The following is a 26884-nucleotide window of genomic DNA, read 5'->3' on the forward strand; positions in this document are numbered from 1 at the left end:
TGATAAAATTAATTCTTGTGAAAAAAGTATATTTGTAGCTTATACGTATTAATATATTTAGCAAAGGATGATGAATAGATGAAGCAGGGATTAAATTTAACGAAGAGAATCATTTTATTCTTTTTAGGAATGAGCATAATTCAATTGGGCGTAGCACTATTTTTAAAAACAAACATAGGATCAGATCCGTTTACTGTATTCACTCAAGGATTATCAATGGCTTTAAATAAGACTGGTTTAAAAGATTTCTCACTTGTGCAAATGTTGGCTGGAAAATCAGAGGTTACTCCAGGTATTGCTAATATGATAATTTTAATGGTATTATTTTTGATAATATTATTTACTGAAAAAAAACGTATTAAAATAGGAACACTAATTTGTGTTGTTGGGGTAGGGCCAATAATTGATCTTGGAGTAAATATTATTTCGTATTTTCCAGTTGAGTCATATAACTATGTGATAAAAATGATTTTATTACTAGCAGGTTGTTTTATAATAGCTATTGGTTTTTCAATACTTTCTGCAAGCAATCTTGGAGTAGCACCAAATGATATAATTCCATTTATTATTCAAGATAAAACTAAAATAGAATATAGATGGATTAGGATAAGTTTAGATGCCATATTTTTAATTGGTGGCTTTTTATTAGGTGGAAAAGTTGGGATTGGTACAATTATAGCTATGCTATCACAAGGCCCATTTATACAGCTTTGCCTACCATATGGAGAAAAGATTGTGAGCTCAATTTTAAGCCAGCATGAATCTGAAAAACAAGAGATAGCAGCATAAATATATATAAAAGGTGATTTAAATAATGTTTAAATTACCTTTTATTTTGTAAAAATATATTAATAAAAGTAAATTCACAAATTGAATTGTACAATGAAATAATGAGTAAAGGATTAAATATAGATATTTTTATTAATAGCTCAGGGGTATGATTTTTATGAGGCTTTATCAGATAAAGTTTCGAAAAAGATTATGAAATAATGGATAGTAATATTAATAGTTCAACATAGTATCAAAGCTTTTTGAAAAATTTTTTGTAAACAGATACCAAAAAATTCAAAAAAAATTAAACCTTCTAGTATTTCTAATAAACTATATAGATACCAATAATGTTTATGTTGACAGTTAAAGACTAATAATATAAAATGAATATTGCAAGATAGTTCTTTAAAAATTAAATATGGTTCTAAAGAAACCATTCTTAACTTGGGGGCGTTTTGGCTTCGACGGGGGGGGAAGTGGTTTGCTAAGCGAGTCGAGGGAAGCATGTGTCCTCGTTAATAAAGTATGCATTAAATGTAAACGCAGAAGACAATTTTGCATTAGCAGCTTAATTTAAGCTACTCATCAGTCCGGATTGCCTACGGTTCGGGTAGCTGGTGTCATAGAGTGGGAAACGAAGTCTAGCAAAGCTTTGAGCTAGAGGGGTATTCATGAAGCTACCGAAAAGATAAGCCTGTTCATGGGCGTGTCTTCTAGGGAATTTTAAAACATGAACTGCACTCGGAGAAAGGCAGATGACGCTCCTTTCGGACACGGGTTCGACACCCGTCGCCTCCACCATGAAACCCACGAAAATCTAAATTTTGGATTTTCGTGGGTTTATTTATGTTTTGAAGAAAATTAAAGGGTATAACCATTAAAAACATATTAATATAGCTTCTCATATGGTTGGCTAGATCCAGTTGTTCTAGGCTTTAGATTTTACTATTTGTTATAGTATTGTCTAAAGTCTTATTTTGTGGGATTTTCTAATAGCTAAAAATTATTTTATGTTATGGAATTTTATAAAATTTTATGTGTGTTGTGTTATTTTCCATTTTTATATAGAAAACCATGAAAATGTAAAGTGACTTTTTAGAGTTTTAGGATAAGTTGTGGAGAACCGTATCATAAGTAAATGCAACCCTTTTTGAGATAGACTTAAAAAAACTGTACAACTATAATTAATAATAGATGATTATATGGATTACTATAATAATTACAGATACCAATGGGGAATTAAAAAGCTTGCTAGCCTTTTTCATAGGGAACATTAGTTTTGTGACAGCCACTTTTTTATTATGCTAATTCATATTTAGTAATTTTTATTTCAGTGATTTAGTACCTGACTTGCTGGCAAGTTTATTGGACTTAGTTTGATGACACAAAAAATAAAGGATTATAAGATAAGTAAGGCATAGCATAAATTTGAAAAAATATATTGAAATATAATTGTTTTTATTATATTATATATATAAACACGAGTTCACTAAGTGTTCTATCTTACAGAAAGTGTTTATAAATTGTAGTTATACTTATGATGAAGCTATATTAGATATTATAAACTGATATAATTCAAAGTTATAAATGCATAACTAATAATTCATAGAGTAATAATTTACAGAGTTATAGACTAGAGTATTTATGATTTTTTAGATTAATACATTGAAATAACATTTATAGATTGATGATACTTGTAGATTATATGAATTAAAGAATTGAATAAAGAACATAAAAGTAAAACAAATCAAAAAAAGAATGTATGGATTTATTTTTTGACAAAAAATAAACACGAGTTCACAGAATTAATTCATTATTGTATTATAAGCAGGCAATTTATAAGACCTTTATTTTAAGGAGAGATGGTATGGAAAAATTTAATTTAGGAATAGATATAGGAGGAACATTCATTAAGTATGCCTTAATGGACAAGCAATACCACATTAAAGACAAGTGGAAAATTGAAACTATTAAATACAATACTGCAGATGAATTTTATGACTATATATGTTCAAACATAAAATTAATTGATGAAATTGATGTAATCGGTATAAGTGCACCAGGGCTCATTGATAAAGATTCAAATGTTAAATTATATGCTGCTCCTAACGTAGCCATTATGTATGGCACAAATATAAACGATGAAATCAAGAAAAGAACACATAAAAAAGTGTCATCAATTAATGATGCAAAATCAGCAGGGTTATGTGAATTTGAAATAGGAAATGCAAAAGGAAGCAAATCTTCAGCATTTTTAATCATAGGAACGGGAACTGGCGGATGTATATGTGATGAAAATGGAGTAGTATATGGAAAAGATGCATTTGCAGGAGAGTTTCATAATATGCCCTTTGTAAACGATGCGATAGGTGGTCTTGCTAAGATGGGTGATTATGCATCAATGACTGGCTTAATAAATATATATAATAGCAAAGTTGATATGGGTGATCAGGTGCAGTATGGATATGAAGTATGTAAGAAGTACTTAGATGGAAACAAAACAGCTGAATTATCAGTAGATGAGTGGATAATAAACATAGTAGCTCAATTGATTGTAATTACAGTTTTCTATAATCCAGAAGTTATATGCATAGGTGGAGGAATATCAGAAGAGGATTGGTTTATAAATAAAGTAAAGGAACAGTATAAGAAGACCTGCATTGAATACCTTGAAGCAGATTTTATTACTACTAAAATTGATAGATGCAAGTACAATAATGATGCCAACATATTAGGTGCAATTATAAATGCTTCTATAAAAAAATAGAGTTTTTTGTTTCAGAAAGAAATAGTTTAAAAATAAATTTATATATAGGTTAATAGCAAATAATTAATTTACATTAATGTATAGGAGTGGATGTAGTGATATACGAAAAGCTAGATAAATTCAAAGATGATTTTCTATGGGGATCAGCATCAGCGGCGTATCAAGTTGAAGGTGCATGGGACAAAGATGGGAAGGGAGAAAGTATATGGGATGTATACACAAGAATACCTGGAACAACTTTTAAAAATACAAATGGTAATGTTGCAGTAGATCATTACAACAGATATAAGACCAACTATCAAAAGTCAATAAGAAAATAGAAAAAAATTGTGAATAAAAAATGTATATTTAAGCATGATAAAAAGACCAGCATAAGCAAGTTTTTTGAAAAATTAAGTTAGACGTTTGAGTATCGAATTTCGTATGTACAGTTCTTTTTTAGAATAGCAAAATATTGACATAAGACCATACGAAGTACTCCGAAAGAGTCAACATCCAACTTATTCGTAACCAGTTTATCAGATAGAGGTGTCAGTCTTTCAATGACGAGGCTATTACCTCAAGGGTGAATCGACATCACTCTATCTAATAAAGTTATTATACAATTAATTCAATATTGTATAAATATACAGTAAATAAAGGGTTATAGGTTACCTTTATCAACCTAAATATATTATATAAGGTGATTGCGCATCAATAAATAACAGGATTAATTTAAAGTTTATAATTTTAATTTAATATATAATATGAAATATTTATTAAAGAGGAATTAATAATGAAAAAATATTATTAGTATGTTTGGCAGCAATATGTACAAGCTTCCTTGTAACTAAAATAAAAGAAGTAGCAGATCAAAAGGAAATTGAAATAGGAATAGATGTCCTACCAGTAGCAGAATGTAGTTCTGTAATTGATAGTGTAGATATAGTATTTTTAGGACCACAAGTTCGTTTCTAAAAATTACAAGTTGAAAAACTTGTAAATGGTAGAATACCAGTAGAAGTAATGAACATGCGATTCTATGGAATTATGAATGGAAGAGCAATTTTAGAAGATGCTCTTACTAAAATAAACTAGTATAAAAAGGGGGAGAAAATCATGGGAAAATTTCAAAGTGCAATTAATGTTTCTTTATTTACAGAGTACCATAAATTTAATGGAATTTTATATGAATAAATAAATTATTAGACTGTTTTTGAAAAAATAGATTAATAAACAAGAACCACATGAAGGGAGTTATAATAATGAATAAGAAAAAGATTTTAACACTTTTATTAAGCGCATCAATAATAGGGACAGGGGTTAACATATTTCCTATGAAAACGTTAGCGGATTGGAGGAGTGAAAACAATACATGGACATATATTGAAAATGGTCAGAGAGCTATTGGATGGAAACTTTATGACAATACTTGGTATTACTTTAATGATGCAGGAATAATGCAGACAGGTTGGTTGAAAGACAATGAAACATGGTATTATCTTTCAGAATCAGGAGCTATGAAAATAGGTTGGGTAAAAGATAATGGAGCATGGTATTATCTTTCAGAATCAGGAGCTATGAAAACAGGTTGGGTAAAAGATAATGGAGCATGGTATTATCTTTCAGAATCAGGAGCTATGAAAATAGGTTGGGTAAAAGATAATGGAGCATGGTATTATCTTTCAGAATCAGGAGCTATGAAAACAGGTTGGGTAAAAGATAATGGAGCATGGTATTATCTTTCAGAATCAGGAGCTATGGAAACAGGTTGGTTGAAAGACAATGAAACATGGTATTATCTTTCAGAATCAGGAGCTATGAAAACAGGCTGGTTAAAAGACAATAACAACTGGTATTATTTAAGTGGAAGTGGAGCAATGCAGACTGGAACAATAAGTGTTGCAGATAAAGTATACTACTTAAATGAAAGTGGAGCAATGCAGACTGGAAAGATTAATATAAATGGAAAAGTGTATGAATTCAATATTAATGGTGAAGCAGTTGGAGAAATTCCTCCTGTAGCTAATAATAAAGTATTTGAACATATAGAAAAAACAGATGAAAGTATGAATAATATAACAGATATAACAAATTATGAAAATAAAGAAGACAATAGTAGTAGTAGTAGTAGTAGTAGTGGAAGCAGTGGTAATAGTGGAAGCAGTTCTGATAATAATCAGCAAGAAAATAAACAATGGAACTTGGTGTGGCAAGATAGTTTTGAAGGGGATAAATTAGACTTGGAAAATTGGAGTTATGAAAAGCATGAACCAGGCTGGGTTAACAATGAATTGCAGGAATATACAGACTCAGAAGATAATACCTTTATTAAGGATGGAAACCTTGTTATTAAAGCTATTGAAACAGAAAAGGACGGAAAAAAACATTATACATCAGGAAGAATAACAACGCAAAACAAGCAAACCTTTAAATATGGTAAATTTGAAATAAGAGCAAAATTCCCAAAAGGACAAGGATTATTACCTGCGTTATGGTTGATGCCTAATGATGAAAGTTTATATGGTCAATGGCCAAAATGTGGTGAAATAGACATGGCGGAAGTATTGGGACATGAACCTGAAAAATTATATGGAACAATTCATTATGGTGAGCCACATGCAGAAAGCCAAGGATCTTATACATTAGAAGAAGGAACATTTGCAGATGATTATCATCTATTTGGTATTGAGTGGGAACCAGGAGAAATTCGTTACTATGTTGATGGAAAATTATATCATAAGGTTAATGATTGGTACACTAAAGTAGAAGGTGGAGATGAGGTTACTTATCCAGCTCCATTTGACCAACCATTCTATCTAATATGTAATTTAGCTGTTGGAGGAAATTGGCCAGGAAATCCAGATGAGACTACAGATTTCAATAATGCAGAATTCAAAGTTGATTATATAAAGGCATATCAATTAGATAGCTATGATGAAAATGTTAAAAAGCCAGAAAAAGAGGTTATTCTTAGGGATCCAGATGGAAATGGAAATTATGTAATCAATGGAGATTTTTCTGAAGATAAAAACTGGGAGTTTATGACTGCATTAAACGGTAAAGGAAGTTCTGAAATTGCAGATAATAAAATTAAGATAAAGACTGAAAATCCAGGAACAGTTGATTATTCAATTCAATTAGTACAAGCTGGAATACCATTAAAAGAGGGAGGACAATACAGAGTTTCTTTTGATGCAAAAGCCAGTGAAGATAGAACTATGATTGTGGATATATCAGGACCAGATAAATCATATGTAAGATATTTTGATGATACATCATTAGATTTAACAACAGAAGTTAAAAATTATTCTTATGAATTTACTATGGAAAAAGAAGATGATGCAAATGGAAGATTAGAATTCAATTTAGGAAATCAAGGTTCTACAGCTGATGTTGAAATAAGTAATGTAAAAATTGAAAAAATAGGTCAGATAGAAAAAGAAGATGATGGTTTAAAGAAGATTATGCCAGATGGTAATTATGTAAATAATGGTACATTTGATGTTGGCGAAAATCGTATGAAGTATTGGGAAGTTGAATCAAAAGTTAAGGATGCAGAAATTACTGTAACAAATAGTAATAATTTAAGAGAATTAAAAGTTAATGTAAAAGATAATAAATGTGCATTAGAAGATGTAATAGTAAAACAAACAGATCTTGCAATGAAGGAAAATACAAAGTATGTATTATATTTTGATGCTTATGCACAGGAAGATAAAGATATTGTAGCAAAGGTTGCTGGAGAAACGTTTGACGCTAATATTACTACAGATAAACAGACTTATAAGTTTGAATTTAAAACTGGAGATACATTAGATAATAAAAATTTAGAACTTCTATTAGGAGCAGCAGGTATAACTTATATTGATAATGTAAGAATCGAAGAAAATTCAATTATAAGAAATGGACAATTTGATGCAGGTCTTACTGGATGGGAATTATTTAAAGATTCTAGTGTTGCAAGTAAAGCATCAGCAGCACTTGATAGTTTAAGTGAAAAGAATGCAATTCAAGTAAAAATTGATGATACTGGAGATGCTGACTGGAAAATTCAGTTCAAGCAAAATAATGTTAAATTAGAAAAAGGCAAAAAGTATAAGTTAACTTTCGATGCTAAATCTACATTGGACAGAGACATTATGTATGCTATACAAAGAGATGGATCTAGTGATAATAACTGGGATGCATATACAGGATCAAATGTAATCAGATTAGGAAAAGATTATGAAACTTATGAACTTGGATTTGAAATGATGAAGGATACAGATTCTAAGTCTATATTCACAATATCTATGGGAGCAGTAGGAGGAAAACAAATTACTGATACACATACAGTTACTATAGATAATGTTAAAGTTGAAGAAGTGGATGAACTTGATAATTTTGATAATGCTTTAATAAAAAATGGTGATTTCAGTAAGGGAAATACTGGATGGGGAGTATTTGCAGATGGATCAGCTGATGCAGAGAGTGATTTAAGTGGCGGAAATGCAAATATAAACATTAAGGATACTGGAGATGCTGATTGGAAAATTCAATTAAAGCAGGAGAATGTTAAATTAGAACAAGGGAAAAAATATAGATTGAGTTTTGATGTAGAAAGTAGTATTGACAGAACAATACAGTATAATTTACAGGAAAATGGTGGTGGATGGACTCCATACTCTCAAGGATTAATAGAATTAAATAAGGATGAAAAGAAAGAATTCGAAGTAACATTTGTAATGGATAAGGCAGATGAAAGTGCATTATTCAATATAGCAATGGGAGCAGTAGGAGAAAAACAAATTACTGAGGAACATACAATTATAATAGACAATATTATATTGGAAGAAATACCAGTATCGGAAGAAATACCGGTATTGGAAGAAATGCAGGGTGTAAGAACTGAAGGCACAGGAACTGAAGGCACAGAAACTGAAGGCACAGGAACTGAGGGCACAGGAACTGAGGGCACAGAAACTGAAGGCACAGGAACTGAGGGCACAGAAACTGAGGGCACAGGAACTGAAGGCACAGGAACTGAAGGCACAGGAACTGAGGGCACAGGAACTGAGGGCACAGAAACTGAAGGCACAGGAACTGAGGGCACAGAAACTGAGGGCACAGGAACTGAAGGCACAGGAACTGAGGGCACAGAAACTGAAGGCACAGGAACTGAAGGCACAGAATAAAAACAAGATGATATCATATATACTGATGAGATTCAGTATATATGAATGAGAAGAAATACAACTAATTATAAAAATTAGAATTTATAAATATTTATATTCTAAACTAAATAATATTTTATTTGAAGGGAATGTAGTAGATTTGTGTAAAACAAATCTACTACATTCTTTTTGTATCTAGAATACCACCGGTTAGACCGGTGGTTCCGGAAAGCTTTCAGCGGTGAGCAGAAAAAAGCTAATTATGAATAAGAGAAAAATTAAATTTAAGAGCTTAAAGTATAAAAATAAACTTACTTAAAGAAAGTTAGTAATTATTTTTTGAAGTAAGTAATAAAGTGTATTTTTTAGCTGAAAGTAAGAGGAAGAACAAAAAAAGAGCCATTTTAATGGCACTAGGGGATGTTTTTGCAAAAGGTAAGTAATTTCAACGTGCGAGTAGCACGGCCAGTAACAAAGCCTTATAGGCGCAGAGCAAGCCACCCGTTTTACGGGTGGTCCTGACTTGGTATTGTTTGATGGTAGATTGCTTATTTGATGGAAATCTACCAGGACCAGAGACATCGGTAAACCCAGAAACACCAGTGAATCCAGAAACTCCAGTGAGTTCTGTGATAACACCAAAACACAGACATTCAAGGTCATCTAAGAAATCAAAAAAGGATTCTAGTGAAGATAATACAACAAAAGAAGAGGCTTCAGATGATAAAAAAGATAATTCTAGTACTCTAGATAAAATAAATGATCAGGGGGTTAATAATAATTCAAACAACACATATAATGCTCAAGGCGCTAATAATAATTCAAATAATGTGTATGCTGAAAATATGAATAATGTTTCTCGAAATTTAGAAGCTAAATCATCAGAAGAGTATAAGAAAAATAATATAAAAGGTAAAGAAAAACTTCCTAAAACAGGGGACAAGCAAATATATTATCAAATTATATTTGGATTAGCTTTGATTGGTGTCGGAATAATGACAACACCAATTATAAAAAAATTGAAATAATTATAGAGAAGTGCATACACTTTAACTAACTTGACTTGTGCATTAATTTAAGAAAATTTACCATTGGATTTTTATTGACATTTTACCAGTATAATTTTAAATAAAAAAGTAGCATATAAACCTCAAACATGCTAGATTTATTGTTGCGAAACCAAATCTAAGGAGATTTATATGCTGACAACAATATTAAACCAAAATGAAACAATTATCAACTATATTTCAGAGTTAAATCTGCCATATTCTTCTGCGATAAAGAATCATATGGTAAATATAGTATCTGGAATTATTGTAACAGAAGGAAGCAAAACTATTTCATCTGTTCATAATAAAATTACATGCAATAGAGATCGAAGTACTGGTTCAAGGTTCCTAAGTTCATATTCATGGAATCATGAATATGTTACGCAAGAACGCATATTTCATGCAATATCTGAAATTTCCAACACTTGTGAAGATAGTGATGTTGGATTCCTAATCATTGATGATACCTTAACTAAGAAAAATACTTCAACTAAAAAAATTGAAGGCTTAGATTTTCACAATTCACATGCTGATGGCAATAAACCTAAATGGTCACACTGCTTAGTTACATCGCATTATAAGATTAATGATTATTCTATACCTTTAGATTTTAGACAATATCACCGAAAGGAATCGAGTAAAAAACTATCTAAAAAATTTCTAGATAAAAATGAACTTGCGATGGAACTGATTAATGAATTCACTCCTGTAACTAAAAACAATTATTTACTAGTTGATTCATGGTATACTTCAGCAAAAATTTTGCTTCACGGTTTAATAAATGGTTGTCACACTATAGGGAGAATAAAATCTAACAGAGTAATATATCCGGCTGGCATTAAAACAAATGTCAAAAAGTTTTCTTCATACATTAGGACTAATGAGACTAGCTTAGTTACCGCTAGTAATAACAAGTACTATGTTTATAGATATGAAGGAAAACTTAATGATATTGAGAATGTAGTTGTACTTATAAGCTGGACTAAAAACGATTTATCTGATAATCCAGCATTCATTATAAGTACGGATGTTTCACTCGATAATAAAACCATAATTTCATATTACGAAAAGCGTTGGGATATTGAAGTAAGTTATAGATATCATAAAACAGCTCTTGGTTTTGATGAATTTCAAATTCAATCTTTAAAATCAATACATAGATATTGGAGCATGATATTTTTAACGTATACTTTTCTTGAGATTTTCAGAGTCAAATGTGAAAAATTATATAAATTTAAAAATATTGGAGATGTAATATTACACTTCCGAAACAACTATTTGGTAAAAATAGTTTCTTTTGCACATGAATGTGCAGATAACGGGATTGATTTACAGTCTACTATTGCCAAATTAGGACTAGTAGCTTAAATTTTTCCTATTTACTGCACAAGTCTAGTATATTATTATCATGTAATAAAGAAAAGGAATATTTAAAGTAGAAAAAAGCTTTAAATATTCGTTTTTCTATTTTAGGAGGAATTTAGATGATAGAAATAACATATTTAAGAGAAGTGGAAAAGTTCGAGCTTTAGCAATTGAAGTACAAGAAGTAGATATATAGAAATCTCAACTTCTTCCAATTGATTATAGATCCCTTCCTATGTAATTCAAACAATAAATATATATTGTAATATTCTTAAGAATATCAGAATAAAAGAATATATACATACGAGAATATTAGAATATTACCAGATAAGAATATGCTTATTTATTGCGGGCTTCAGCAATTTAATGAGAAAAGACCAAGTCTCTTTATGAAAAAAGTTCTAGTTAGATTGGCTAGAAGAAGGAAAGCGGAAACAGAGTTATTTTTTGACTGGATATGTTTACGCTACACTACAAATGTTATCAATTAATACAAAAATAATTGCGAAAAATCTTTTAAATTAGAAACATAAAAACATATTTTAGCATTTTAAATCCATTTTGATAAAAATATTTTTTTTATATAATGAAAATGTTTAAGAAAGTATTTTCTATAAATAAATTATATAAAAAAGGGTGATTAATTTGTTAAAAAATTTATATCATGAAAATATAGCTTCACTACATATAAATATGTTGCCTAGAAGAAGTTATTATATACCATTCGAAAATTGTGATGAGGCACTTAAATGTAAAGATAGAAATAATCAGATTAGATTCAATTCACTTAATGGTAATTGGAGTTTTAGATATTTTAATAGTTTAGATGAAGTAGAATTAGAATATAAAGATGAGTTATTTAATAATATAAATGTTCCATCAGTATGGCAGATGGAGGGATATGATTATAACCAATATACAAATGTAAAATATCCAATTCCATTTAATCCACCCTTTGTTCCTAAAGATAATCCATGCGGTCTTTATATAAAGGAATTCAACTTAGAGAATTTTTGTGACAAAAGAGATTATCATTTAAATTTTGAAGGTGTTGATTCATGCTTTTATATATGGATAAATGATTACTTTGTAGGATATAGTCAAATATCACATAGCATTTCAGAATTTGATATTACAAAATATTTATCTTCTGGTATTAATGTAATTAAAGTACTTGTTTTGAAATGGTGTGATGGAACATATTTTGAAGATCAAGATAAATTTAGGATGTCTGGAATTTTTAGAGATGTGTATATTTTAGAGAGGGCAAATCAAAGAATAAATGATTATAGTATAAAAACAAATGTAGATTTAGTTAAAAACATAGGATATATATATATTGATATTTTAGATACAAAAAATAAGCCAGATATTAAGTATTATTTGTTGAATGATAATAATGATATGATTTTATCTGGAAATATTATTGATGACAAAATTATGTTAAAGATAGAGGATGTTCAATTATGGAATCCTGAAGATCCTAAATTATATACTTTATTAATGGAAACAAAAGCTGAAGTTATTAAAGAAAAAATTGGAGTTAGGGTAATAAATATTGAAGATAAAGTTTTAAAAATAAATAGTATTCCGGTTAAGCTAAAAGGGGTTAATCATCATGATAGTCATCCTAAAAAAGGATATGTAATGAGCAGGGAAGACATGCTTTTAGATCTAAAATTAATGAAAGAATCAAATATTAATTCTATAAGAACAGCACATTATCCAAAGTCACCTATTTTTTATGAGTTATGTGATGAATATGGATTTTTGGTTATGAGCGAAGCTGATATTGAAACTCATGGTGTTGTTGAATTATATGGTTTGGGATATCTTGAAAATTATAATATGATAGCTGATGATCCGATTTATGAAAAAGTAATTATTGATAGGATTGAATCATCAATTATTCCATTTAAAAATAGACCCTCAATTTTCATGTGGTCACTTGGAAACGAATCAGGGTATGGATATAATTTTGAGAAAGGCTTAAAATGTGCTAGGAAATTAGATCCTACACGTTTGCTTCATTACGAAGGGGCGTATTATGCAGATAAGAATAGAAAAAATGACTTTACTGAACTAGATGTAATTAGTAGAATGTATCCAAGCATTGATGAAATACAAGAATATTTTGATAAAGGAATAGATAAACCTTTAATATTATGTGAATATGCTCATGCTATGGGGAATGGCCCAGGTGGTTTAAAAGAATATGATGATTTGATACAAGCAAATGAAGAGTTTGCAGGTGCTTATGTTTGGGAATGGTGTGATCATTCTATATATAATGGAAGCAATAAAGATGGTAAAAGCATTTATGCATATGGTGGCGATTTTGGAGAATACCCTAATGATGGGAATTTCTGTGTTGACGGATTAGTATATCCAGATAGAAGAAAGCATATAGGACTTCTAGAATATCAAAATATAAATCGTCCAATAAGAGTAATCGAAATTGATACGGTGAATAATAAAGTTAAATTGAAAAATATGTTAGATTTTAGAGATGTAAATGATATAGTGCAAATTACTTATAAATTATTTTCAGATGGAGATATGATTTGTAAGAAGGAAATTAAACTGGATACGTTAAAACCAAAAGAAGAAAAATGGTATGATTTAAGTATTCAGGATTTACCTAAAACTATTGTTACTATATTATTTGAATATACTGTGAAATTAGATATACTATTATATAAAAAAGGTTTTGTATTAGGTTATGATCAAATAATTTGGCCTAATAATATAGAAAAATTAAAATCATTTAAGCAGCTTATAAATATTGATGAAAAAGAAAAATTTAAAATAAATTATATAGATAATATAGAGAACAATATCCAAATTACTAATGGAGATTTTAAATATATTTATGATAAAAGAATAGGAATGTTTACTCTAATAGAAAAAGGAAATAAAAAATTTATTAATCATCCACTGAATTTTACAATTTGGCGTCCACCTACAGATAATGATAGAAAAATAAAGAATGATTGGATTGAAGCTGGATTTGATAAATTAGATGTAAGAGTAAATGAGGTTACTATAGAAGAAGATATAAATAGTCTAGCAATAATAAGTAGATTGAGTTTGACACCAATATATCGTCAAAAAGTCTTAGATATTTTAGTTGAGTGGCGCATATTTTCAAATGGTCTTATAAACTGTAGGATTAAAGCGTATAAGAAATTAGATAAGCCATTTTTACCTAGGTTTGGAGTAGAGATTAAACTAGATAAATCTTATGAAGATTTAAGCTATTTTGGATTAGGCCCATATGAAAACTATCAAGATAAGCACTATTCAAGCTATTTAGGAAGATTTGATTCAAAAGTTTCTGAAATGCATGAAGATTATATTAGACCTCAGGAAAATGGAAGTCGTAGCTGTTGTAAAGAATTATGTATTAAAAATGATAACAGTAAAATTTATGTTTTATCAGAAAATAAGGATTTTTCTTTTAATGCATCTCATTTTTCTAAAGAGGAATTAACAGATAAAACACATAACTATGAGTTAGAAGAAAGTAATGCAACATTTTTGATAATAGATTATAAACAAAGCGGTATTGGATCAAACAGTTGTGGCCCTGTTTTAGAAGAAAAATATCAGCTTAATGAAAGTGAAATAGATTTTAGCTTTTACTTAAAATTTTCAGAGAATAACAATAATTAAATAATGCTTAGAATGTAAAACTTAACATTAGTAAGATGATTAAAGACTATCAAGATATAATATAAAATATCTGGATAGTCTTAATTATTTTTTATAGAGCTTTCTATACTGAGAAGCTGAGATGGAAAAATGTTTTGAAAATGTTTTTGAAAAGAATAGGGGATCATCATATCCAATATTACTAGAAATTTGAGATATAGACAGATCAGTTTCTTTTAATAATAAGGTGGCTTTATACATCCTAAGATTTAGCAAATATTTTTGAGGAGATTCGCCAAGATATTTTATAAACATTTTATATAAATAGCTTCTACTTAAATTTACATTATCTGCAATTTGTTGAACTGTTATTTTTTCTGCATATTTAGAATTTATAAAATCAATTGATTGTTGTATATATGTATGTGTTAAATTGTTTACCAATTGAAATGGTTTAGGGAATTCTTGAGTTATTGTGTATAGAAGATAATACAGTTTATTTAACAGGAGAATATCATCGGATGAATTTTGATCATATGTTTTAGATAAGGCACACATATTTTTTATTATAGATGGAATCTTGGAATTAGATTGATAATTTATTATATAATTATCAAAAATTGAACTCCTATGTAAATATTCATTTGCATTTGTTCCACTAAATCCTACCCAATAATATTTCCATGGATTGTCTATAGATGCAGTGTATTCAACATTCATTCCTTTAAATAGAATAAAGCCATCCCCTTTTTTTAAATCAAATATTTGGTTATTTATTTTAAATGTACCTTCTCCCTCTGAAATATAATGTATAACAGAATTTTTTACTACTTCGTAATTATATTTAATACCAGGAGTACATTGTTCAATACCACATTCATCCAGATTCATTTCAAAATTAGTGATTTTATATTTCTTCCATAAAATTTGCATTAAATTTCTCCTATAGATAATTTTAGCGATGTTTTAGTATATATTTGTATTTTATTATAAGTACTTTTTAAAATATAGTCAAAAATATTAACATTACTAGAAGTATAATCCTAAGTAATGTTAATATTTGATTACAGTTGAGATTAAATCTATTTAGATTTTTGATAAACGCGTACGTAATCTACATACATCTTTGTATTTTCTCCCCATTTAGTAGTATTATTTGGCTCACCGCCCCAGTCTCCGCCTACACCTAAATTTAACATTAAGTAGAATGGCTTGTTAAATGGATCAGGAAAATCTAATGAATACTGAGTATCGTTTACTTTGAAGTATGAAGGCCATTTATCAACAACACCATATTCCTTATTATCAATTAAAAAGTGAATCTTTTCTGGCTCCCAAATAATTGAATAAGTATGATAATCATCAGAAAGATCTCCGCTTGATAATGTATAAGTTACACCAGTACTTTGACCTCCATCAGTATTGTTTCCAGAATGAAGTGTGCCATATATTTTATTTTTTTCTGAGCCGAGAGCTTCCATTATATCTATCTCACCATCATTTGGCCAGCCGTATTTTGAATCTTGAGGCATCATCCATATTGCAGGCCACATGCCTTGCTCTACAGGAAGCTTTGCGCGAATATCAAAACGTCCATATTTCCAAGAAGCTAAACCTTCAGTAATTACCATTCCAGAACTTGCAGTAAACTTGTCACCAAGTGAATCATCTTTAATTGCGGCTAATACCAAATTACCATCTTTTACATAAACATTATCTGAAGAATTCACATATTTCATTGAACCATTTTCTGGAGTAGTTCCATACTTCCATTTGGTAAGATCTAAATTGTTTTCATTAAATTCATCATTCCAAACCATATTATATCCATTATAATATGATGTTGCATAAGGTAAAGTTGGTGAAGTTGATGTTATTGTATCAGCTTTTGCAATTGGATTAAGAAATGATGTTAACGCAAATGAAATAAAACATAATTTACAAGAAAATGATAAAATTTTTTTGATTGCCATAATATTTACTCCTTTAATTAAATATTTTTAATTGAGATTTTAAGAATACATAGTATTTTATCATCTAGTAGTTTAAGAAAGTACTTTCATTAAATTAAATTATACACTGTAATTGACGGATAATAGGTAATTTGATTTCCTAACTACTAGGAATTAATATGATTTTAAAAATCTAATTATCAAAGTTACATTTTAATAAAATAATATTTTAATTAAATAATATTTTAATTAAAGTAAGGATTTAGATCTATCTATTAAAAACTTATTAATATTTTTGTTATAACATTGAAGTGTATATAAAAATGAATAATTTTGTAGGATCAACACACAAATGTGCTCTTGACAGAATCAAGATGTCAATGCACGGTTATTAAATTCTAAAAAAGTCTTGCTTCATATTGTCAAGTAAAGTTTTTAGTGCTGAGCCATTTTTTATAAAATCTTTTGGAAACATAAATACATATTTTAGCATCTTGAGTCTATTTTTGTGAATAAAGTTTTCTAATATAATTAACATTATAAAAGATTTAAAATTTATTTATAAATAAAATATTGTTACAAAATAAATTTTAAATTATCTTTCTTAAATAAAGATAGATTACTTAAAAATATATTACTAAAGGAGGAATAACAATAATGAAAAGACTTGGAATATCTATTTACCCAGAACATTCAACAAAAGAAAAAGACATTGAATATATTCACTTAGCTGGAAAATATGGATTTAAAAGAGTTTTTACATGTCTTTTAAGTGTAGGAAAGAAAACAAAAAAAGAATTATTGGAGGAGTTTAAACAACTAATTGATACTGCTCATGAAGAAGGTATGGAGATAATATTCGATGTAAATCCCAAAGTATTTGATATTTTTAATGTATCATATGATAACTTATCTTTATTCCAAGAAATAAATGCAGATGGTATACGTCTGGATGAAGGATTTGATGGAATTAAAGAAAGTCTTATGACCTACAATGAAAACAATATCAAAATTGAACTGAATGCAAGTTCAGGTAATGGATACATTGAAAACATAATGAGCAATTTTCCAAACAGAAATCAGTTAATTACGTGTCATAATTTTTATCCACAAAAATATACGGGTTTAAGTTTAAATCACTTTAATAACTGTAATAAATTAATGAAATCATATAATCTGCATACAGCAGCGTTTGTATCAAGTAATAATGAAAATACTTTTGGTCCTTGGCCTGTTAATGAAGGACTATGTACATTAGAAATGCATAGAGGTCTGCCTATTGATTTACAAGTTAGACACTTGTTTGCAACAGAAATGATTGATGATGTAATTATTGCTAATGCATATGCTTCTGAAGAAGAATTAAAATCATGTTCTGAAATTAATTCTGGAATTTTAACATTTGGAATTGAATTTGAAAAACAGCTAACTAATATAGAGCGTAATATTTTATATTATGAAAAGAATCATGCAGATCGTGGTGATGTCAGCGAATATATGATACGTTCAAGTGAACCGAGAGCAATGTTCTCTGAAGCATCAATACCAGCAGAAAATACTCGTGATTTAAAACGAGGTGATGTAGTAATACTGAATGATAATTATTCTAGATATAAAGGGGAACTTCAGATTGCTTTAAAGGATATGCCTAACGATAATAGGAAAAATGTAATAGGACATATTCCTGAAAATGAATTATTTTTATTAGATTATATGGAGCCAAGAAAGCGATTCAAGTTTAAGTAAGTTAAGTTGTGGATTGAATTATGTTAAATGATAGACAGAACAGATTAATTAATATATTAAAAGAGAGAGAAGAATGGATTACAGGGAAAAAACTTTCAAATATATTGAAAGTAACTGATAGAACAATTCGCTCTGATATAGAATTTATTAATGAACAAGCTTCAATCCAATTAATTAAATCTAACATAAGAAAAGGATATAGAATAATTAATCAAGATGTATATTTTTATCTTTATAAAAAAGAGGAAGTTAAAATTCCACAAACTTCAATTTCACGTTGTATCTATATAATTCGAAAGCTATTAATCGAAAGAAAAGAAGTTAATCTGGTAAGTCTTCAAAGTAAAATATATGTAAGTGAACATTCAATTAAGCGGGACCTTTGTAGAATTCGTAAAATGTTAGAACAATATAGTGGATTAAAATTAATTCATAGATTTGGATATATATATTTACAGGGTGATGAAATTAACAAAAGAAAACTTTGTAAAGATTTAATAATATCAAAAGTTCAGAAAAATTTATTAAATTTAAATCAGCTCTCAGTATTTTTTAAATTATTTAATCTTATTGAAATAAAAGATATATTAATTTGCACTTGTGAAAAATATAACTATTCAATTTATGAAGAAATGATTCCAAGCTTAATACTTCAGATAGGAATAAATATTCAAAGAATGATTCAAGGAAATTATATAAATTCGAATATATTGCAAGATAAGTTAAATAGGAGAATTGAATATGAAATTTCAAGTACATTTTATAAGAGTATATCAAAAAAAATTAATATTAAGGTAAAAGACATAGAAATAGAAGCACTTGCACTTATGATTAGCAATAAAGGTTTATCAAATTGTGGTGCAAATGAATTAGTAAGTATTAAAGAAAAATTTATAAATACTATGGATATTGTAACTGAGGTATTAGAAGAAGTTTATGAAGTTTTTAATATAGACATTAGATGGGATAATTACTTAATTAATAGTTTGAAAATGCAATTACATAGAATAATTGAACGCAAGAACAATAATGTTGAGTTAGAGAATCAAAATATAAGTAATATTAGATTTGAGAATCCACATATATTTGAAGTTGGATTGTACATTGTAGAATTTTGGGCAAAAAAATTAAGTATAGATATACCGTATAGTGAAGCTGAAATTATTTCTTTATATATAGGAGTTTCGAGTGGATGGGCTAAGAATAGAGTTAAGTATAGAGCTGTAGCTATAGTTCCGTATAATCAAATGTTTTCAAAAGTATATGTAGAAAAAATATTACATATATTCAAAAATTATATTGATATTGTAGAAATACTTCATTACTTTGAAGAAAATAGTATTTACCAAATAAAGCCAGATTTAATTCTTACTACTACACCATTTATTCATAATTTACCAATAGAGATGGTAGTTATTAAATTATTTTCGGATTTAGATGTAAATATGAGTATCTGTAAAATATTAAATAAGTTAGAAATCAACAATTTCAGGGTAGAATTTAACTTAAATATAAGGAAGCGTATATATAAAGAATACTATTATGAATCTATTGAACTTTCTACACCAGACGAAATCATAGAATATATGTGCGATAAATTATATGTTGATAATAAGGTAAATTCTAAATTTAAAGAATTAGTATTAAATCGTGAAAAGATATGTGCCACATCAATAACTAATACATTTGCAATTCCACATACATTAGGTTTTTTAGGAGAAGAAACAATCATATCAGTTGCACAACTTAAAAGACCGATAAAATGGGGTGGATTTTATATAAAATTTGTAATATTAGTCGTAATTAATAAATTTGAGAAACAACTTATTAAAATATTATTTGATTGGATATCTTATCTTATAAATAATCCGAATAAAATGGAATTATTGTGTGAATCGTGCAGTTATGACGAATTTATTAACAAAGTCAAAGTCTAAAAAATAACAATAAGGGGAGATTATTAATGATAGATAAACTTGAAAAATTTTTATACCACTTGCTGAAAAGATTGGTAAAAATAGATATTTACTTGCTATTAGGGATGGATTTTTATTAACAACTCCACTATTAATTATTGGTTCCTTCTTTTTACTAGTTGCAAATTTTCCAATTCCTAATTGGGTAGAATTTTGGGCAAAGTTTTTTGGCGATAATTGGACTTCATATATGTCAAAACCAACAAATGCTACATTTGACATTATGGCTATTTTTGCTGTTATTGGAATTGCATATTCTTTTTCGAGAGAACTAAATGTAGATAAATTGTCTGGAGCAGCAGTAGCACTTGTATCGTGGTTTATTTTGATGCCATATTCAGTTACAGACGGAAATGTTACATTACCAGGAATTCCTCTTGGATGGATAGGATCTAAAGGAATTTTTGTTGGAATTATTACTGCATTTATATCAGTTCATATTTATGCATTTGTAAAGAAAAAAGGTTGGATGATAAAAATGCCAGAAGGTGTACCTCCAGCTGTTACTCAATCGTTTGAAGCATTAGTACCTTCTGCAGTAGTTTTAACTATATTTTTTCTAATAAATATTTTATTTTCATTAACACCATATGGTAATGCATTTGATTTTATATTTAAATGCTTACAAGGACCACTTCAATCACTAGGTAGTACAGTAGGTGCCGTATTAATTGCAATGGGATTTCAACATGTATTCTGGTTCTTTGGAATAAATGGTGGATCAATTGTAGGAAGTATCATGCAACCAATATTAACACCGTTATCAATGGAAAATTTAGCAGCATATCAAGCTGGAAATCCACTTCCGCATGTAATAAATCAACAATTTTATGATTTATTTACAACATTTGGAGGAGCTGGTTCTACTTTATCGATGGTAATTGCTATGGTATTATTCTGTAAATCAAAACGTATTAAAGATTTGAGTAGAATATCTTTTGCTCCAGCATTATTTGGAATAAATGAACCTATTATATTTGGTCTTCCGATTGTATTAAATCCAATGATTTTGATTCCATTTTTATTAACACCTCTTATAAATATTTTAGTATCATACTTTGTAATGTTAAGTGGATTAGTACCATTTTGCAGTGGGGTAAGTTTACCATGGACAACACCAGTTATTATATCAGGATTTTTGACAACTGGATGGAGAGGCGCTTTGCTTCAACTAATTCTTTTAATTGGTGGTATATTTATTTATATGCCATTTGTAAAAATGATGGATAAACAATATATAAAAGATGAAGTGGAATCAGTTAGTGACTCAGATAATGCAATTTCATTTGATGATTTATAAAGCATTATGTAAAGTATTTGTAGTTAATTTTGAAAAGCTTATGATTACAGATTTGATGTAAAGCTAATGAACATTTAAAAATAAGTAAATGGAGATAAGGATATGAACATTGTAATGATATTTGACCAGATTCAATCTGGACGTGGTACAAAGGAAGATAAATCTATACCATTAACTGGAACTAGAGAGATGATTGGTCCAGCAATTATGATGAAACCGTATTTAAAAGAGATAGATTCTAGGATAGATGCAATATTTTATTGTGGAACTGGAACTTATTTTTCAGAATCAGATCAAGTTAGCCGTAAAATATGTGCTATGTTAGAAAAAATCAAACCGGATATTGTAGTATGTGGACCAGCTTTTAATTATGAAGATTATGCAAAAATGTGTGCACAATTAGCAACAGATATTACAACTAAAACTTCTATAAAAGCATTTGCTGTGATGTCAAAAGAAAATGAAGATGTAATAGCAGGCTATAAAGATAGTATTAATATTGTTAAGATGCCTAAAAAAGGTGATGGAGGATTGAATGAAGCTCTTAATAATATATGCATCTTTGCAAAAACAATGGTTGAAGGAATAAATATAACGGAAATTAAGAGGAAATTATGCTTTTAAAAGCTTAAATTTTCCAGTGAAGATGCTTAATGAAGTATATATATTATGATAGATTACAGTTAAATCAAATAAATAATTGATAAAAAATAATTTTAGGTATACCTAAGCTATAAATCAAATCATCGTTATCAATTATACTTTTTAGAAAACTTGTAAGATAAATATTTCCAAGCATAAATGTGTGTATATAGGTAAACAATTTGCTATTATATTGTTTACCTATATTTTTTTATTTAAGCTTAGATTTCCATTATCATTGGAAGAACAGTTGGTATTCTATTAGTCTTTTCATAAATAAATCTATCAGCAGAACGTTTAACGTTATTATTCCCAAAAAAAATTATTAATTATATTTTGTGTTACTTAAGGGGATTTAATACTTGAGTAAATTTTTAGTAGCAGGTGTGAGTGCTGAAGTATAGGCTGACTAGCCACATATTTTAAAAACATCTTAAAATTAACTTATTCTTGATCGGTAAAAATATCCGATATTACAAATAATATTAATATAAATATTAAATTTTTACTTTGTAATCTGGCATTGGTTTAATCACAATTGGCTTAAATAGGTATTCATTTGCAAACTCTCATGCACATTGCACATTTTCCTGTAGAACGTGTAATTATAGATGAAAGTAAATGAGATCCGGCTGTTGAATATTTAAACTTGCCAATTTCATCACCTTCTCCTAACCAATCAAGAGCATATTTTATCAAATCAACTTGAGCAAATAGCTTATCTAATGGTTCGTTCCAACCTTCAAATTCATATGGAGTAGTCATGGTGAGAAGGTGATGGATTGTAATTTTATTTTTTTGTGAATCTTATATTTATGACGCAGCTAAAAATCTTGAAATTAAATATGAATATATAAGAAATGTATGGATAAAAAGTAGAAATGTATTAAGAAACAATCAAAAGTTAATTATAAAAAATATAAACTATTGGATAAGACAGAGAATAAAAACTAAAGAAGAGTTTTACTTATATGTTGAATTATTTACTAGTAGAGAAATACTATCTCAATAATATAATGATAAATTACTAAATGATTTAAAATCTGCTTCAGAATAAAACACTGATAATTCAAAGATGCTTTTATACTTCAATAGCATTTGCTAGATATATAATTCTGACAATTGCAAACTGCAACAATAAAGAGTTAAGAATAATAAGCTACTTTTCTTCTATGAAAGTTGAGGATTTTTATAATATAGATATTTTTAATGTTATTCGTATTTTTATTTAAGAATAGAATGGTGGCTTTCAAAGACAATGCTTCGCCTCCACCAAATAAGAACAAACAATGTGATACAATGGAAAGGCCTTGAAATAATTGGCTCAACCATTGTTTTGCTTTTTATGGAGAAGTTTAAATATACAAATTCAGATATTTTCTTATATTTTGAGTATTTGTGCACACATTTTAGTGAGGCTTTAACCAGGGAGGCATTTTCATCATTTTTAATATTAGAACTTCAAGTTTTTTTCAATTTAACTTGCATTTGATATAATCTTATCTAAACTATTTTTTAAGCTATTAGCAAAATCCATCCTTTTACAATTTCAATAAATTTTATCCTTATAGTAATCTTAGTATTTTCATGGATCTTCATAATAATCGCCTATAGAAAATATAGAGTGGTAAAGAAAAGCAAACTCATAGATATGATTAATGCTACAAAGGAAAAAGAAAATCTTCTCATTCAATGCCATTGCATAGAATGGAGACTTATTTTCAGATAAATACACTATTATAGTTAAATAATTTTACAAGGAATATATTGACAATACATTCTACAAGGCGTAGTATAAAAACATAAACTACAGATTGTAGAATTAAATTTTGGAGATGATATATATGAAATTGGGAAAGATTTCAGAAGCGGAAATGGAAATAATGAAAATTATCTGGAAGAAAAATGAGCAGGTTACAACAGGGGGGATTTTAGAAGAATTGCCGAAAGATAATTCATGGAAAACTACAACAGTAATGACTCTTATATCAAGGTTGGTGGAAAAAGGAATATTAAGTATGACTAAAGTGGGAAAATTAAATCATTACTCTGCTAAAATCACTGAAGATGAATACAAGGCAATTCAAGCCGATAATTTCTTAGAAGATATGCATAATGGTTCTGTTAAAAATTTTATAGCCACATTATTTAATAATAAGAAAATAAGCAAAAATGATATAGCTGAATTAAAAAAATGGCTTAAGGAGGTATAGAAATATGGGGAGTTTAACCCCGATTCTACAAATGTCTGTAACAGGAAGCTTTTTATTTATAATTACTTGTATATTTAAGCCATTTACAAATAAAAACTTTAGTGCAACTTGGAATTATTATATGTTAGTTCTGACACTTTTAGTTTTTATTATACCTATAGGAACTTTTGTTAAATTACCATCAGTAACAATTTACAATAATTACCTGCCTGCCCAAAGTGAAAGTAAGATATTACACATTAATAAAATGAATTCATCACAAGAACATAATGGAATAATTAGTAATCAAGTTCCGAATAATAAAGACAAGCAATTAAAATCTACAAGTGAACAACAATGTGATTTGGAAAAATCAAAAATAATGTTTGAGATTTTTAATAAAGAAATATTATTTTATGTATGGATGTTAGGTGCAATAATATTTACAGCTAAAGAAATATATGTGTATATGTCTTTTTCTAAAAAGCTTAAAAATATAAGTCATTTAATTCAAGATGAATCTATAATTACTTCTTTAGAAATATGTAAGAAAAAATTGAATATAAATAGAAAAATAATTTTGAAAGAATGTTCATTTATAAGAAGTCCAATGATTACAGGTATATTTGCTCCTGTAATTATAATTCCTAAAATGAATCAATATTTGGACAAGCTTGAAATAGTACTTACACATGAATTAATTCACTATAAACGTAAAGACTTATGGATAAAAATAATGCCACTTATTGCAAATGTAATCAACTGGCTTAACCCTGTTGTATATATTCTTAGAAATAAGATAAATATAATTTGCGAATTGTCTTTAGATGAACAAATTATTAAAAATATGGATAAAGTAAAAAGAAAATATTATGGAGAAATTATATTAGAACAAATAGAATATTCGCAAAATAAATCATTATCATTAGGGGCATCAGTTTGCAAAAGTAGAAGGGAGCTTGAAAAAAGATTGAAAAATATAATATTTTTTAAAAAATCACGTAAGTTAATTGTTGGCATTTCACTTATAGCTGTTGTTATGTTTACATCTACAAGTCTATTGGCAGCGAAATCTGTATTTGCTGAAGGCAATAATACTTTAGCAACTAATAAAACAACGGAATTTGCCGTTTTTGTATCAAAGGATGGATTATATATGTCAGAACTAAAGGGAAGCAATCCAATTCTTCTTGATAAAAGCGATAATATTAATTTGCCTATAATATCTCGAAATGGTAAATATATAGCTTATACCAAGGAAGACAATTTATATGTTTGCAATATTAAGACTAAAGAAATAATAGAAGTATCAAAAAATGTAGAGTCATATAATTGGAACAGTTCAGAAAAGTTGATTTATTCTGTTAAGAATTCTGGAATATTAAAGTATGATATTAATTTAAAAAATTCAACAAGTATTATAAATAATAAGTATAACTACTACAATATTAATTGTGATAGTAAGAATAAGATATATGCCAATAAACAGCTAGAATATACTGAAGGAAATGATCAGTATATTAAATCAATAGGAATAATTGTTTATGATTTAGATACTAAAGAAGAAAAGGTTATTTTAGAAAGTAAAAAGGGGAATGATAAAGATATTGGAGAAGAAGCAAAAATGTCTGACTTGTTGGAATCAATAGGATCAACACCTAATATTTCGAAAATTTCAAATGATGATAGGTATTTATATATATGGAACAAACCTAATGCTGCTTCAATGTCTGCTGATATGACAGAATTTACAGTATATGATATTTTAAATAATAAGTTTATAGAAAATGATAATATGATTGCTTTGGCATATAAAGATAATATTTCACAAAATCCAGTGAATAGTAACTATGTTGCAGTTAATAATGGTGAATATAGAGAGATGTATTATAATAAAACATTGGGAGTTTTCGATGTGAAAAATAACACATTTACAAGTTTAATTCCAAAAGACCAAGTATCAATGACACCTGACTATTCTAGCGATGGAAAAAATATAATGTATTCTGGAAGTAACACTTTAAAAGATGATGAAACGGAAAGTTTAAAAAATTGGGAAAGTCAACCACACTATATATATGCAGTAAATGTTGATACAAAGAAAGTAAGTCAAATTACAAATAGCAAATCATTTGATTTTATGCCTAAATATTTATCAAACAATGAAGTGCTGTTTGTAAGAAAAGATGGAGATTTATTTAGTTTATGGAAGACAAAAGATGGGTTAGAAACTAAGCTTGCTGATTCATTAAATTTTAGTTCTACAGAGTACTATGGTTATTATGCACCTGAGAATGTCATAGATGTATTTAGAGGAGAAAAATAAAATTTATAA

General features: G+C 28.2%; 17 protein-coding genes, 1 other RNA gene and 1 pseudogene. 15 read left to right on the forward strand and 4 right to left on the reverse strand.

Annotated elements, in window-relative coordinates:
- The first annotated feature begins 78 nt into the window (after positions 1-78).
- The 9 genes and pseudogenes from CNEONATNEC86_RS04780 to CNEONATNEC86_RS04820 all read left to right on the forward strand — a co-directional run bounded on the left by CNEONATNEC86_RS04780 (position 79) and on the right by CNEONATNEC86_RS04820 (position 14762).
- On the forward strand, positions 79-789 hold the full coding sequence (locus tag CNEONATNEC86_RS04780) for a YczE/YyaS/YitT family protein (protein WP_125149294.1): 711 nt from the start codon (positions 79-81) through the stop codon (positions 787-789).
- Positions 790-1217: 428 nt separating this feature from the next.
- Positions 1218-1572, forward strand: a transfer-messenger RNA (tmRNA) gene (ssrA, locus tag CNEONATNEC86_RS04785).
- A gap of 1066 nt (positions 1573-2638) precedes the next feature.
- On the forward strand, positions 2639-3538 hold the full coding sequence (locus CNEONATNEC86_RS04790; RefSeq protein ID WP_159135611.1) for an ROK family protein: 900 nt from the start codon (positions 2639-2641) through the stop codon (positions 3536-3538).
- A 95-nt stretch (positions 3539-3633) separates the two neighbouring features.
- Positions 3634-3828, forward strand: a pseudogene (locus tag CNEONATNEC86_RS04795) (family 1 glycosylhydrolase); the annotation flags it as partial.
- Between the two features lie 493 nt (positions 3829-4321).
- Entirely contained in the window at positions 4322-4495 is a 174-nt protein-coding gene (locus CNEONATNEC86_RS21450; RefSeq protein WP_268259395.1) for a PTS sugar transporter subunit IIB, read from the forward strand.
- 287 nt (positions 4496-4782) lie between these two features.
- Complete coding sequence (locus tag CNEONATNEC86_RS04805) at positions 4783-8694, forward strand: carbohydrate binding domain-containing protein (RefSeq protein WP_276508205.1); 3912 nt, start codon at positions 4783-4785, stop codon at positions 8692-8694.
- Between the two features lie 515 nt (positions 8695-9209).
- On the forward strand, positions 9210-9701 hold the full coding sequence (locus CNEONATNEC86_RS04810; RefSeq protein WP_058294123.1) for an LPXTG cell wall anchor domain-containing protein: 492 nt from the start codon (positions 9210-9212) through the stop codon (positions 9699-9701).
- A gap of 171 nt (positions 9702-9872) precedes the next feature.
- Positions 9873-11090, forward strand: a complete 1218-nt coding sequence (locus CNEONATNEC86_RS04815) for an IS701 family transposase (protein WP_058294124.1) — start codon at positions 9873-9875, stop codon at positions 11088-11090.
- Positions 11091-11732: 642 nt separating this feature from the next.
- Positions 11733-14762 carry a glycoside hydrolase family 2 TIM barrel-domain containing protein gene (locus tag CNEONATNEC86_RS04820; RefSeq protein WP_410470487.1) on the forward strand — a complete coding sequence of 1010 codons (3030 nt, stop codon included), beginning with the start codon at positions 11733-11735 and terminating at the stop codon, positions 14760-14762.
- 84 nt (positions 14763-14846) lie between these two features.
- Here the strand turns inward: CNEONATNEC86_RS04820 and CNEONATNEC86_RS04825 are convergent, their stop codons facing one another.
- Both CNEONATNEC86_RS04825 and CNEONATNEC86_RS04830 read right to left on the reverse strand, forming a co-directional pair.
- Positions 14847-15674: an AraC family transcriptional regulator gene (locus tag CNEONATNEC86_RS04825; protein ID WP_125149291.1), complete on the reverse strand. Its 828-nt coding sequence runs from the start codon at positions 15672-15674 to the stop codon at positions 14847-14849.
- 149 nt (positions 15675-15823) lie between these two features.
- Positions 15824-16714 (reverse strand): glycoside hydrolase family 16 protein, encoded by an 891-nt coding sequence (locus tag CNEONATNEC86_RS04830; protein WP_058294128.1) that lies wholly within the window; start codon positions 16712-16714, stop codon positions 15824-15826.
- A gap of 636 nt (positions 16715-17350) precedes the next feature.
- Between CNEONATNEC86_RS04830 and CNEONATNEC86_RS04835 the strand changes: the two genes are divergently transcribed.
- The 4 genes from CNEONATNEC86_RS04835 (at position 17351) to CNEONATNEC86_RS04850 (ending at position 22339) form a co-directional block, all read left to right on the forward strand.
- Entirely contained in the window at positions 17351-18439 is a 1089-nt protein-coding gene (locus CNEONATNEC86_RS04835) for a DUF871 domain-containing protein (RefSeq protein WP_058294129.1), read from the forward strand.
- Positions 18440-18459: 20 nt separating this feature from the next.
- The gene (locus tag CNEONATNEC86_RS04840) at positions 18460-20376 is read left to right on the forward strand and encodes a BglG family transcription antiterminator (RefSeq protein WP_058294130.1); all 1917 of its coding nucleotides are present in this window, start codon (positions 18460-18462) and stop codon (positions 20374-20376) included.
- Between the two features lie 70 nt (positions 20377-20446).
- Positions 20447-21715: a PTS cellobiose transporter subunit IIC gene (celB, locus tag CNEONATNEC86_RS04845; protein ID WP_243145354.1), complete on the forward strand. Its 1269-nt coding sequence runs from the start codon at positions 20447-20449 to the stop codon at positions 21713-21715.
- Positions 21716-21817: 102 nt separating this feature from the next.
- On the forward strand, positions 21818-22339 hold the full coding sequence (locus CNEONATNEC86_RS04850; protein WP_058294132.1) for a GrdB-related putative oxidoreductase: 522 nt from the start codon (positions 21818-21820) through the stop codon (positions 22337-22339).
- 239 nt (positions 22340-22578) lie between these two features.
- Here CNEONATNEC86_RS04850 and CNEONATNEC86_RS21995 read toward each other — a convergent pair whose 3' ends face one another.
- Both CNEONATNEC86_RS21995 and CNEONATNEC86_RS04860 read right to left on the reverse strand, forming a co-directional pair.
- Positions 22579-22683 (reverse strand): hypothetical protein, encoded by a 105-nt coding sequence (locus tag CNEONATNEC86_RS21995; protein WP_159136059.1) that lies wholly within the window; start codon positions 22681-22683, stop codon positions 22579-22581.
- Positions 22684-22912: 229 nt separating this feature from the next.
- On the reverse strand, positions 22913-23122 hold the full coding sequence (locus CNEONATNEC86_RS04860) for a hypothetical protein (RefSeq protein ID WP_058294133.1): 210 nt from the start codon (positions 23120-23122) through the stop codon (positions 22913-22915).
- A 1079-nt stretch (positions 23123-24201) separates the two neighbouring features.
- On the opposite strand from CNEONATNEC86_RS04860, the gene CNEONATNEC86_RS04865 reads away from it, so the two are divergent.
- On the forward strand, positions 24202-24570 hold the full coding sequence (locus CNEONATNEC86_RS04865) for a BlaI/MecI/CopY family transcriptional regulator (RefSeq protein ID WP_172437840.1): 369 nt from the start codon (positions 24202-24204) through the stop codon (positions 24568-24570).
- Positions 24571-24574: 4 nt separating this feature from the next.
- Positions 24575-26875, forward strand: coding sequence for a M56 family metallopeptidase (locus CNEONATNEC86_RS04870; RefSeq protein ID WP_058294134.1), 2301 nt, complete (start codon positions 24575-24577; stop codon positions 26873-26875).
- The last annotated feature ends 9 nt before the right edge of the window (positions 26876-26884 follow it).

The sequence above is a fragment of the Clostridium neonatale genome, assembly GCF_900465025.1.
Taxonomy (GTDB): domain Bacteria; phylum Bacillota; class Clostridia; order Clostridiales; family Clostridiaceae; genus Clostridium; species Clostridium neonatale.